At 73.7% G+C, this 12,894-nt stretch carries 6 protein-coding genes; 5 read left to right on the plus strand and 1 reads right to left on the minus strand.

Annotation, left to right across the window (positions count from 1 at the left end):
- Positions 1–275 precede the first annotated feature (275 nt).
- The gene (locus tag AB0389_RS22885; protein WP_366397375.1) at positions 276–1,250 is read right to left on the minus strand and encodes a LacI family DNA-binding transcriptional regulator; all 975 of its coding nucleotides are present in this window, start codon (positions 1,248–1,250) and stop codon (positions 276–278) included.
- 458 nt (positions 1,251–1,708) lie between these two features.
- Between AB0389_RS22885 and htpG the strand changes: the two genes are divergently transcribed.
- From htpG to AB0389_RS22910, 5 genes are all read left to right on the plus strand, one after another.
- Positions 1,709–3,664 (plus strand): molecular chaperone HtpG, encoded by a 1,956-nt coding sequence (htpG, locus tag AB0389_RS22890; RefSeq protein ID WP_366397306.1) that lies wholly within the window; start codon positions 1,709–1,711, stop codon positions 3,662–3,664.
- A 126-nt stretch (positions 3,665–3,790) separates the two neighbouring features.
- Positions 3,791–5,617, plus strand: a complete 1,827-nt coding sequence (locus tag AB0389_RS22895; protein ID WP_366397307.1) for a DUF2397 domain-containing protein — start codon at positions 3,791–3,793, stop codon at positions 5,615–5,617.
- Complete coding sequence (locus AB0389_RS22900; protein ID WP_366397308.1) at positions 5,614–7,005, plus strand: TIGR02678 family protein; 1,392 nt, start codon at positions 5,614–5,616, stop codon at positions 7,003–7,005. The genes AB0389_RS22895 and AB0389_RS22900 overlap by 4 nt, the downstream gene beginning before the upstream one ends.
- Positions 7,002–11,477, plus strand: coding sequence for a TIGR02680 family protein (locus AB0389_RS22905; protein ID WP_366397309.1), 4,476 nt, complete (start codon positions 7,002–7,004; stop codon positions 11,475–11,477). The genes AB0389_RS22900 and AB0389_RS22905 overlap by 4 nt, the downstream gene beginning before the upstream one ends.
- Positions 11,474–12,868 (plus strand): TIGR02679 family protein, encoded by a 1,395-nt coding sequence (locus AB0389_RS22910; protein ID WP_366397310.1) that lies wholly within the window; start codon positions 11,474–11,476, stop codon positions 12,866–12,868. Before AB0389_RS22905 ends, AB0389_RS22910 begins: the two co-directional genes overlap by 4 nt.
- Positions 12,869–12,894: the final 26 nt, after the last annotated feature.

The following is a 12,894-nucleotide window of genomic DNA, read 5'->3' on the forward strand; positions in this document are numbered from 1 at the left end:
CGATGAGTATTGAGCGCCCCGAAAAGCAGTGTCAAGAGAGGTGCACGAGGTTGTCGGGCGCGGGCGACGGGGCGGGGACGTGGCGCGGGCGACGGGGCGGAGGCGTGGCGGGGACGGTACGGAGACGGGGCGGGGGAAAGCGCTGTCGAGAGGCGCTTGCGGGGGCAGTCGCGGCGCGGGCGGTGGCACTTGGCGGGATCTCGCTGCCATACGGCTCGCCTCCCGTACGGCCCGCCCCCGTACGGCCCGCCCCGTGCGGCCCGCCCCCGTGCGGCTCAGGCCGAAGCCCGCAACACCAGTTCGGGAATCACCCAGGCGTCCGCCCCGCTCAGCGGCTCCTCGCCGGCGCGGAGCCGGGCCACCTGTTCGACCGCCAGCCGCCCCAGCCGGCGCTTGTCGAGGTGCAGCGTGGTGAGCGCGGGCTCCACCAGTTCGCCGAGCGCGAGCCCGTCGAAGCCCAGTACGGCCATGTCGTCCGGCAGCCGCAGGCCGCGCCGGCGGGCCGCGCGCATAGCGCCGACCGCGATCAGGTCGTTGAACCCGAAGACCGCCGTGACCTCGGGCCGGGCGTCCAGCAGCAGGTCCATCCCCCGCTCCCCGCCCGCCACACTGTGCTCGGCGCAGTACACGACCCACTCCGCGTCCACCGGCAGCCCATGGCGACCGGCCTGCGTCAGAAACGCCTCCCGCCGGGGACCGAAGACGCCGGGACTGGTGCCGTCCAGCATGCCTATCCGGCGGTGTCCGGCCCGTACGAGGTGCTCGATGCCCTGCTCGACGCCCGCCGCGACATCGATGCCCACCGCCCCGAACCGGGTCTGTTCCGGGCCGCGTTCGAGCAGCACCATGGGCAGTCCCCCGAGGTGCTTGGCCAGTACGGCGTCGGGGTTGAGGCAGTAGCCCACGACCGCGTCCGCCTGGTGCGAGAGGACGTCGAGGGCGTCACACTCCCGGGCGCCGTCCGAACGCGTGTCGCACACCACAACCTGCCAGCCGCGCTCCTCGGCCGCCTCCAGCACACCGGCGGCCACCTCGGGGAAGTACGGATTCATCAGGTCGGGGATCACCAGGCCCACCGTCACGGCGCCCTTCCTGACCAGCCCCCGCGCGAACCGGCTCGGCCGGTAGTCGAGAAGGCGTGCCGCCTCCAGTACGCGCGCCTTCGTCCCGGGGTCGATCTCGCCCTTGTCGTTGACCGCCCTGGACACCGTCTGCCGGGACACCTTGGCCAGCCGCGCCACATCGTGGATGGTCGCCCTGCGCCGGACGTCGGAGGACGCGGAGGCGTCACCGGGCCCCGGGTCGCCAGGCCCCGGGGCGTCGTCGGCCGCCCGGGAGTCGGCCGCCCGGAAGTCGGCCTTCCGGGAGTCGGCCGTCCGCGTGCGCGGTTCCCGCTGCTGCTCGCCCGGCACCACGCCGCCCACCCCTCAGCCTCGCCTCAACCCCGCATCGGCCGCGTCGGCAGCCGCAGCCACTTCGGCAGCCGCAGCCGCCTCGGCCCGTCGTCGTCCACGACGGAAGGATCGTACTCATGTCCGGGCCGGCCGAGTGGGCGATCGCTTTCCCCGCCGTTCCCGCACCACTCCTGCCTCTTCCGGGAACAACTCCCCCACCCGCCATCAGAGATGGATACGATGTGCGGTGGCCCGGCCGCCGCAATTCGAGCTGACGTTACGAAGACGAATAAGAGAGCGAAGGATTCTCAGATATGCCGACCGAGACGTTCGAGTTCCAGGTGGAAGCCCGCCAGCTTCTGCAGATGATGATCCATTCGATCTATTCGAACAAGGATGTCTTTCTGCGGGAGCTCATCTCCAATGCCTCCGACGCGCTGGACAAGCTCCGCCTGGAATCCCTGCGGAACGACGGAATCAAGGAGGACGTGTCGGACCTCCATATCGGTATCGAGGTCGACAAGAAGGAGCGCACCCTGACCGTGCGCGACAACGGCATCGGTATGTCGCATGCCGAGGTGGTGCAGCTCATCGGGACGATCGCGAATTCCGGTACCGCGAAGTTCCTCAAGGAGCTGAAGGAGAGCCAGGAGAACCAGGAATCGGGGGCTTCCGAGGAACTCATCGGACAGTTCGGTGTCGGGTTCTATTCGAGCTTCATGGTGGCCGACGAGGTGACCCTGCTGACCCGGCGGGCGGGCGAGAGCCAGGGCACGCGCTGGGTTTCCAGCGGTGAAGGTACGTATACGGTCGAGACCGTCGACGAGGCACCGCAGGGGACGGCGGTGACGCTGCGGCTCAAGCCGGAGGACACCGAGGACAAGCTGTTCGACTACACGTCCGGCTGGAAGATCCGGGAAATCGTCAAGCGGTATTCGGACTTCATCACCTGGCCCATCAAGATGGCCGCTGAATCCACCGGCGACGACTCCGATACCGAGAGCGTCGACGGAACTCCACGCGAGCCCGAGACCGTCAACTCGATGAAGGCCCTGTGGGCGCGGTCGCGGAGCGAGGTGACCGATGAAGAGTACAACGAGCTGTACAAGCACATCAGTCACGACTGGACGGATCCGCTGGAAACCGTCCGTATGCAGGCGGAAGGCACCTTCGAATATCAGGCGCTGCTCTTCCTTCCGTCCCACGCGCCGCAGGACCTGTTCATGCAGGGGCACAAACGCGGAGTTCAGCTGTATGTGAAGCGCGTGTTCATCATGGACGACTGCGAAGCGCTCATGCCGGAATACCTGCGCTTCGTCAAGGGTGTGGTGGACGCCCAGGACCTGTCGCTGAATGTGTCGCGGGAGATCCTCCAGCAGGACCGCCAGATCCAGCTGATGCACCGGCGGCTGGTGAAGAAGGTGCTGTCCACGGTCAAGGACATGATGTCCGCGCACCCGGACCGCTACGAGACGTTCTGGCGGGAGTTCGGCCGCGTCGTCAAGGAAGGGCTGCTCAGCGACTTCGAGAACCGCGACGCGATCCTCGGCATCTCGTCGTTCGGCACCACCCAGGACGCGGAGAAGCCGACCACCCTGCGCGCGTACGTGGAGCGCATGAAGGAGGGCCAGCAGCACATCTTCTACATGACCGGCGAGTCGCGCTCGGCCATCGAGAGCTCCCCGCACATGGAGGCCTTCCAGGCCAAGGGCTTCGAAGTGCTGCTGCTGACCGACCCGGTGGACGAGGTGTGGGTCCAGTCCGTCCCGGAGTTCGAGGGCAAGCAGCTCCAGTCGATCGCCAAGGGCGAGGTCGACCTCGACACCGACGAGGAGAAGAAGGAGGTCGAGGCCGAGCGCGAGAAGCGGCAGCAGGAGTACGCCGGCCTGCTGACCTGGCTGACGGACCGGCTGAGCGAGCAGGTCAAGGAGGTACGGCTGTCGTCCCGGCTCACCGTCTCCCCGGCCTGCATCGTCGGGGACACCTACGATGTGACCCCCGCCCTGGAGAACATGTACCGCGCGATGGGCCAGGAGATCCCGCAGGTCAAGCGGATCCTTGAGCTCAACCCCACCCATTCGCTGGTCAGCGGGCTGCGCACGGCCCATGCCGCGCAGGCGGAGGAGAGCGGTGAGGGTACGGACGGATCCGGGCTCGCCGAGGCCGCCGAGCTGCTCTACGGGATGGCCCTGCTCGCGGACGGCGGCGAGCTGAGCGACCCGTCGCGCTTCATCAGGCTCATGGCGGACCGGCTGGCGCAGACCCTGTAGCGGTAGCAACAGTCCGGCCTTTGAAGGGCGTTTGAAGGGCGTTCACCCGGCACCGTCGGGGGAACGCCCTTCATCCGTCGGGGGAACCGTTCGCGACTGTCAGTGGCTATGCGTAGCCTCTTTGACATGCAGGAACCAGCACCGGTCACTCCGCGCGAGGCGCGCGAGCCGCGTGATCCGCGAGAGGCGGACGGCGACGGCTCGTGGCAGCGGCTGACCGCGTACACGTATCTGAGCGCTCCGGAGCGGCTGGAGTACGTGGCGGTCATGCGGGTGTTCTGCGCCACCCTGCTCGCGGATCTGGCCGTGCCGGACGTGCTGGCGAAGCTCGCGGGCGGGACTCTCACGGGCGGGACTCTCACGGGCGGGACGCTCACCGCCGAGACCCTCACCGCGCGGCTGGAGCAGCTGGTGCGCTGGGGCAATCTGCTGCGCAGCAGCCATACGGTGAAGGCGTCGAGCATCACCGAGTACCAGCGGGCCCGCTCCCGCTACCAGTTGTCGAAGCTCGGCGAACGGATCCAGCGCGACGCGGACGAGGTCCTCGCGGGGGCGGACGCGGCGCGCGAGGTGAGCAGCGAGCTGCTGGCGCTGGTCGAGCGCGGGCTGCGGGAGCTGGCCGGACTGGTGGCGCCCGAGGGGGCGGTTGCTGCGGGAACGGTTACCCCGGGAGCGGCCGGCCCGGGAGCGGTTGCCGCGGGAACGGCCGGCCCGGGCGTCGAGCCGCAGGACGCCCTGGAGCGGGTCAGTACGCTCTTCGTGCAGTTCACCGAGTTCGCCGACTCCGTAAGGGACTTCTACGCGTACCTCGGTCAGGTGCTCGCCCGCTACGACCTCGACGGCGCGGAGTACCAGGGTTTCAAGGAACTCCTCCTCGACTACGTCGAGGCCATCACCGAGGACGTGGCCTTCCGGGCGCCGCGTATCGCCGCCCTCCTTGAGAGGCTCTGGCCCGCGCTGCCCGGCCTGCTGGAGCTGATGGACGCGCACGCGCGCGGGCTCTCCGTACTGAAGGCAACAGCGGCCGTCTCCGGACCCGCGGGGCCGGTCGAGACGCGGGTGCTGCGCAGCAGAGGGCGTGAACTCGCCGACTGGGAAGGGCTGCGCGGCTGGTTCACCGACCTGGACGGGCTGGGCAGCCAGGTCGATCAGCTGCGGGACGCCACCCTGCGCGCGTTGCAGTCGCTGCTGGCCAACGCCAAGCGGATGCTGCGCTCGGCCTCCGGCGAGCTGTCGCGGCGCAACGATCTGCTGCGGCTGGCCCGCTGGTTCGACGAGGCGACGCCCGAGGACGCGCACGACATCGCCGTCGCGGCCTTCGGCATGTACGGGTCCCGGCATCTCGGGGTGGAGCCGGCCTCGGACGAGACGGTGCCCGCGTACACCAGTTGGTGGACGGGACCGGTGGTCGAGGTGCCTGTGGCGCTGCGGGAGCGGGGCAGCCGCGCGCAGCGGGGGCGGGCGGCGACGGTCGAGGACCACTCCGCGCAGAAGGAGAAGCTCCAGCGCGCCGCGCGCGACCAGGCGGCGGCCCGGCGGGCGGCAGCGGACGAACTGCGCAGCGCGTCGGGCCGGTTCGCCGGGATCGAGCTGACCTCCGCCGCCCTCGCGCTGCTGCTCGAACTGCTGGCGACCGCCCTGGGCAACGCGCGGCTGCACGGAGCGCGCCGGGAGGAGCCCGACGGGGATGGCGAAAGCTATGAGGAGTCGGCACATTCGGACGGATTCACGCTGGAGGCCGCACGCAGCGAAGACGCCGACCTGGGCATCCGGCTCACGGTCCGCCGGGTCTCCGACGCGCGTACGGTACTGCGCTCGGTCGACGGCGAACTGCTCCTGGACGAGCTGACGCTGACCGTCGACGGACTGGACGGGGACGACGACAGGGACCGGGACGGGGACGGCCGCCCCCTCTCTTCCGCAGCCTCCGCCCCGGAAGTGAGCCCCTCATGACGCTCCCCTCCGCGCACGACGTCGCCCTCGCCGCCGAGCGCCGCAGCGCGGGCCGGCTGCTGCTGGCCCACCCCCTGGTGACGGCCGACGGTCCGCACGCCGATCTGTTCCCGCTGATCCGCCGCCACGCCGACTGGCTCGGCGGGCGCTTCCAGCAGGTGCTCGGCTACCGCCTGCTCGTCGACACCTCGTACGCCCGGCTCTTCAAGGCCGGCCTCGGCCCCGGCTCGGGGCACCGCCTGGAGCGGACGACAGGGACGCCGTTCACCCCGCGCACGTACGCGTGCCTCGCGCTGGCCCTGTCCGTCCTCGTGACCGCGCCCGAACAGCTCCTGCTGTCCCGGCTCGTGGCCGACCTGAAGGCGGCGGCGGCCGACGCGGGGATCGAGCTGGAGGGCAGCGGCCGGGCGGCGGAGAAGCGGACCCTGGCCGCGGCGCTGCGCCGGCTGGTCGACTGGGGCGTGCTCACCGAGACCGAGGGCAGCGTCGGCGCGGTCGCCCTGGAGGACGGCGGCGAGGCGCTGATCACGGTGGACCGCGAGATCGCCCGCGCGCTCGTCGCCGGACCGCTCACGCAGAGCCGGGACGGCGCCGACCTGGTGCGCCGCGCCGCCGACCCCGGGTTCGGCGGGCCGCGTACGTACGTACGCCGCAGGCTCGTGGAGACGCCCGCCGTCTATCTCGACGAGCTGACCGACGCCGAGCGCGACTGGCTGCGGACCCGGCAGCGGCGCGAGGCGCAGGCGTTCTCCGAGCTGCTCGGGCTCGAATCCGAGATCCGCGCCGAAGGAGTCGCGCTGGTGGATCCGGAGGACGAGCTGACCGATCTGCGGCTCCCCGGCACCGGCACGGTCGCCCAGGCCGCGCTGCTGCTGGTCGAGCGGCTGGTGGAGCGGCTCCGTCCCGACGATCCGGGGCACCCGGCGACCGGCGGGCGGCTGCGCGTCGGGGTGGCCGTGCCGTCGGGCCTGATCGACACGCTGCTGGCCGGGGCCGTCGCCGCGTACGGACAGCGCGGCGGCTGGCAGCGCGGCTATCTGGAGGACCCCTCGGCGCTGCGGGAGGCCGTGGTGGACCATCTCGTACGGATGGGCCTGCTGGCCCCGGCCGGCCCGCCGTCGTCGCTGCGGGCCGGCGGCCACGGGCTGCCGGAGGGGTACGCGGGCGTGCCGCCCGAAGGGCGCTCCGTCACGGACGTGTCCGGGGCCAGGCCGCCGGCCCTGAGCGACGACGGCGGCTGGGTCCTGCTCGCCGCCGCCGCGCGCTACGCCACGCGCGTCACCGTACGGAAGGCGGCCGGAGCGGGCCCCGGCGCCGCTCCCACAAGCGCGTCCGCACAGGAACAGAAGCAGTCCGCACCAGCAGGAGCTCAGGAGCTGACGTCATGACCCAGGACCGGCAGCCCCAGGACCGGCAGCCCCAGGACCGGCGGCCCCAGGAGCGGCAGCCCCAGGACGCAGCGCCCTCGGACGTACCGCCCCCGCCCCCGCGCACGCCCCTCCCCGGCCAGCGCTCCGCCCAGCGCTCCGCCCAGCGCTCCGCCGCGCCCGCCACCGCACGTTTCCGGCTGCACCGCGCGGGGATCCGCAACGTCTGGCAGTACGACGAGCAGGAGTTCGCGTTCGGCGCGGGACGGCTGCTGCTGCGCGGCAAGAACGGCGCGGGCAAGTCCAAGGCCCTGGAGATGCTCCTCCCGTACCTCCTGGACGGCGACTCCCGCGCCCTGGACGCCACCGGCACCGGCAGGACGACGCTCGCCTGGCTGATGCTCGACGGCTTCGAGCGGACGAACCGACTGGGCTATCTCTGGGTCGAGTTCCGGATGGCGACGCCCGGCGGCGGCGACCGCTATCTGACGCTCGGCGCCGCGATCCGCGCCTCGCAGTCGACCAAGAGGGCCGTGCCGGCCTTCTTCGTCACCCCCCTGCGCGTGGGCGCCGATCTCCATCTGGTCGAGGCGGGCAAGCCGTTGCCCGTCGACCGTCTCAAGGAGGCCATCGGCGCGGAGAACGTGACGGAGCGCGCCGTCGAGCACCGCGCCCGGGTGGCCCGTGAGCTGTTCGGCATCACCGACACCGCGCGCTACCGCAACCTCACCCAGCTGCTGCACCGGCTGCGCCGACCCACCGTCGGGGACCGCATCGAGTCCGGCGGGCTCGTCTCCCTGCTCAGCGAGACGCTGCCGGGTCTGGACGAGGAGGTCGTGGAGAAGGTCGCGCGCAACCTCCACGACCTCGACGCCGTACGGGACGAACTGGGCCGCCTGGAGCGGACCGACGCCGCCCTGCGCACCTTCCTCACCACCTACCGCGGCTATCTGGCCGGGGTCCTGCTGCGCGGCTCCGAGGGCGTGCGGCAGGAGCTGGACACGCTGGGGCGCCACCGCAGGGAGACGGGGGACGCCGCGAAACGTACGGGCGAGCTGCGCGCGCGGGAGGCCGAGGCGGACGCGCGGCTGCTCTCCCTACGGGAGGAGCGGCAGGCCGCCGGCGCCGAACTCGCCGCGCTGCGCGCCAGCGACGGATACCGCTCGATCGAGGAGCTGTCGGAGCGCAGGAGTACGGTCACGGCGCTGCGTTCGGCGGCCGGCGCCGCGTTCGGCGCGCTCCTCAGGGCGCACAGCGCCGAGGAGGCGGCGGCGGAGCGGCTGGCGCAGGGGGCCGAGCGGCTGCGCGGCCGGCTGGGCGAGCTGACCACGGAGCACCGCGCGCTGCTCGCCCAGGCCGAGCGGGCCGGGCTGCCCGGCGGCCATCTGGGCGAGCCGGTCGCCCTGGAGCGTACGGAGCTGGGCGGGGCCGGTGCTGGCACAGGCGCGGGCGCCGCGCGTTCCGAGCTGACCGGCCCTGACGGGGAGACCCGTACCGTCCGGCACACGCCGGTGACCGGCGTCAACACCGTGGCCGCCGAGTCCGCCCTGCGGTCCTGGCGGGAGCAGTTGGCGGGCGCCGGATCCGTGGCGCGCAAGCGGCTCAGGACGGTCCAGGACGTCGGCCGGCTGGCCGAGCGGGCCCGCGAGGCCAGGGCGGAGGCGGCGCGCGCTGACGCCCACCGCGAGCGGCTCGAAGAGGACACGGAACGGGCCGCGGGACGCCTTGAGGAGAGCCGCGAGGCGGTCGCCGAGGAGAGCGCGGCCTACGCGCACGAGGTGGCCGCGTGGGTGGCGCGCGCGGCCTCGGCCGCCGGCCCCGACTGCCCGCCGCTGGACGCCGTGACGGCCGCCGTACGCCACGAGACCTCGCCGTACGCGCCGTACGCGGAGCGCGTGCTGCCCGCCGGGGCCGACACGGACGCGGAGGACGCCGCCCGGGCCGTGCTCGACCCGTACGCCGAGGAGCTGACCGGCCGCAGGGACGCGCTCGCCGTCGCCGTGAGCCGCTCCGAGGAGGAGCGGGACCGGCTGGCCGGGGAGCAGCGGGAGTGGGAGCGGCGGAGCGATCCGGAGCCGCCCGTTCCGCATCACCGCGACGCCCCGCGCGCGCCGGGCACCGGAGCGCCGTTCCACCGGCTGGTGGACTTCGCCGAGGGCCTCTCCCCTTCCACCCAGGCCGGGTTGGAGGCCGCGCTGGAGGCGAGCGGGCTGCTGGACGCCTGGATCCCGGCGGACGGCGCGCTCATCGACCCGCTGACCTGCGACACCCTGCTGCGCCACACCCTGCTCCAGCCCGGTCTGCCCCCGGCGCCCTGGCCGACGCTGGCCGAGGCGCTGCGGCCGGCCGCTGACCCGGCGAGCGGCGTCAGCGCGGAGCGCGTCGCGCGCGTGCTGGCCGCTGTCGCGCTCGTCCCCGCGGAGGACACGGCGACGGCGACCTCGGCGGCGAGCACCGTGTACTACGACGGCAGTTGGCGGCTCGGCGCCCTGCGCGGACGCCACATGAAGAGCGGCGCGGAGTACGTGGGCGCCGCCGTACGCGCCGAGACGCGCCGCCGCCGGCTCGCGGAGCTGGCGGAGCGCCTCGCGGAGGTCGGGCTGCGGCTCGCCGCCGACCGCGAGCGGCTGGCCGGGAGCGAGGCGCGGCGCCGCCGACTGGCGCTCGTCTGGCGGGAGTTCCCCCGTACCCGCCGGCTGGCCGGCGCGTGGACCAGGGCGGAGGGCGACGAGAGCGCCGTACGGGACCTGACGAGCCGGACGGCCCGCGCCGGCCGGCTCGCCGAGGAGGCGCGTACGGAAGCGGTCGCCGCGCGCGCGGTGGCCGAGGCGGAGGCCGGCGCCCACGACCTGCCGACCGATCCCGACGGCCTCGCGCGCGTGGCGACGGCCCTGACCACGCTGACCGGCGGGCTCGACCAGCTGGGCCGGGCCGTCCGGGGCACCGCCGAGGGGCTCGGCGGCAGCCGCGCCGAACTGGCGGGGTACGAAAGGGCCCGCGCCGACCGGACGGAGACCCACGGCGAGTACGCGGCCCGGCTCGACGAGCTGCGCCCGGCCCGGCAGGCGCTCCGTACGCTCGAAGAGACCATCGGCGCCGCCAAGGACGAGATCCTGGCCAGGGAGGAGCGGACCGAGCGCCGGATGAAGGCCGCCGACCGCGCCCTCCCGGCGGCCGGGAGCGCGCTGGACGAGCTGCGCGCGGAGCGGGTGCGCGCGGAGGAGAGCGAGAAGCGCCGCCGCGAGGAACTGGTGGACCAGGAAGCCGCGGTGATGGCGGCGGGCGGCCGGCTGCGCGGTGCGCTCGCCCGCCCGGAGGTGGTGCGCGGCGCCGGCCTGGACACGCGGTCCGTACCGACCGCCGCCTCCCCCGGCCAGGATCCGGCGGCGGACGCCCGCAGCCGTGTACGGGCCCTGCGCGAACTGGCCGACGCCGTACGGGACGCGCTGACCGCACCGCGCGGCGAGGTGTCGGCACGCGGTGAGGTGTTGACACGCGGCGAGGTGTCGGCACGCGGCGAGGTGTCGGCACGCGGCGAGGTGTCGGACAGCCTCCTGCTCAAGCGCCACACGGAGCTGCGCGACCAACTGGCCGGCGGGTACGACGCGCAGCTCGACGAGCGCGACGGCATCAAGGTCTGCCGGCTGGTCGACGACCACGGCCACCACGACGTGGCGCAGGTCGGGGAGCGCATCGCGGACAAGGCCGCCGAGGCGCGCGGCCGGCTCACCGACCGCGAGCGCGAGGTCTTCCAGCGCTTCCTCACCGGCGAACTCGGCGACCACCTGTCGACGCAGGTCATCGCCGCCGCCGGGCTGGTCGCCGCGCTCAACGACACGCTGCGCACCGTACGGACGTCGCACGGCCTCGGGGTGGAGCTGCGCTGGAAGCTCAACGAGGACGTCGACGCCGACGTACGGGCGGCGGTCGGGCTGCTGAGCAGCCCCTCGGGGCTGCGCACCCGTGCGGAGACGGAGCGGCTGCGCGAGGTGCTGCAACGCCGGATCGAGGACGCGCGCAGGGCCGATCCCTCGGCCGGTTACGCCGCGCATCTGCGTACCGCGCTGGACTACCGCGACTGGTTCCGCTTCCACACCTTCGTGGTCGAGGACGCGGCCCCGGGGCGCCGGCGCAGACTCACCGGCCGCACCGGGCTCAGCCAGGGTGAACAGCGCGTGCTCTCCTACCTGGTGCTCTTCGCGGCGGCGGCGGCCCACTTCACCACCCTCGGTGAGGCGGCGCCGCACGCGCCTCGGCTGATCCTGCTGGACGACGCGTTCGCCAAGGTGGACGAGCCCACGCACGGCCGGCTCGGCCGCATCCTGGTCGATCTGGACCTCGACTTCGTCCTCACCAGCGAGCGGCTGATGGGCAATTGGCCCGAGGTGCCGTCGCTGCACATCTACGAGTGCCTGCGCGACCCGCATGTGCGCGGGGTGGCCACACTGCACTACACATGGAACGGCCACAGGCGCCGCCTGGTGCCGACATGACCGACACCGCTTCCACCGGGGAGTCGCCCGCTCGCGAACTGCCCGCCGAGACGCGGGCGTGGCTGGCGGGCCCCGGCCTGGCCCGGTTCCTCGACGCGGCGCGCGCCCGGCTGGAGCGCAACGGGCTGCGCGCCACCGGCACCCTGCGCCTGACCGCGCCCGTACCGGAGGAGCGGACGGCGCTGTCGCAGCTGGCCGGCCGGGCCCTCACCGGGGCGGACATCACGGTGAGCCTCCCCGCGCTCGACGCGCGGCTGCGCGCCTCGGCTGCCGGGCTCGGCCTCGTCGACACCCTGCGCGCGCTCGGCCCGCCGCTCACCGACCGCAGGGCCGTACGGGCGGACGCGGACGCCCGGCGCGAGCGGATCCGGTCGGCGGCCGAGGCGGCGCTCGACGCGTCGCCACTGGCCGGTGAGGCGTGGGCGCGGCAGTGGTACGAGACGCTGCGCCGCGCGGGCGTTCCCGCCGATGTCGAACCGGCGGCGGCGATCCGTACGCTCCGGCAGGCGGTGGACGTACTGGCCCTGCTGATACCGCCGGCCGCCGGGACGGCGCCCCCGGAGCGGACGGCGGCCGGCGACCGCGACCGGGGCTGGGGCCGCGACCGGGGCCGGGGCCGGGGCCGGGGTGAACTCGCCGCCGAGGTCACGGGATCCGCGCACGGACTGGACGACGGCACCTGGCTCGCCCGGCTCGTCCAGCGCGGCATCGCCCTCGCCCACGGCATCGAGCAGCCCGGCGACGCGGCAGGGCGGCGCGCGCTCTGGCGGCTGGCGGGCGTCGTCCCGGACGAGATATCCAGCACCGTCCTCGCCTACGGGCTGCGCCCCGAGGGCGACGGCTGGCGCGAACGGGCCCTGCGCGAACGGGCGGACCACCACGCGGAGGCCCATCTCACGCTGCGCGACCTGCGCGCGCTGACCGGCCCTCGCCCGTCCCCACCGTCCGGGCTGTATCTCCCGCCCGGCACGCTCGTCCGCGTCTGCGAGAACCCGCGCGTGGTGGAGGCCGCCGCCGAGGCCGGCTGCGCGCTGCCGCTCGTCTGCACCTCGGGCAGCGCCTCGACGGCCGTGCTCACGCTCCTCGACGCCCTCGCCGCCACCGGCTGCCGTTTCGCGTACCACGGTGACTTCGACTGGCCGGGACTCGCGCTCGCCAATCGGATCATCCGGCGGTACGACGCCCGGCCGTGGCGGCTGCTCGCCGCGGACTACGAGCGGCTCGCCGCCCGCACCGACGAGCCGTCCGTCCCCCGGCTGCCGCTCTCCGGACCGCCGGTCGACGCGGACTGGGACCCGGATCTGGCGCCCGCGATGGCCGCGCGCGGGGTCGCGCTGCACGAGGAGGCCACACTCGATCTGCTGGTGCGCGATCTCTCCCGGTCGCCCTGACGGCCCGACGCCCTATAGTTCAAAGA

This window comes from Streptomyces sp. NPDC093109 (assembly GCF_040701725.1).
GTDB lineage: Bacteria > Actinomycetota > Actinomycetes > Streptomycetales > Streptomycetaceae > Streptomyces.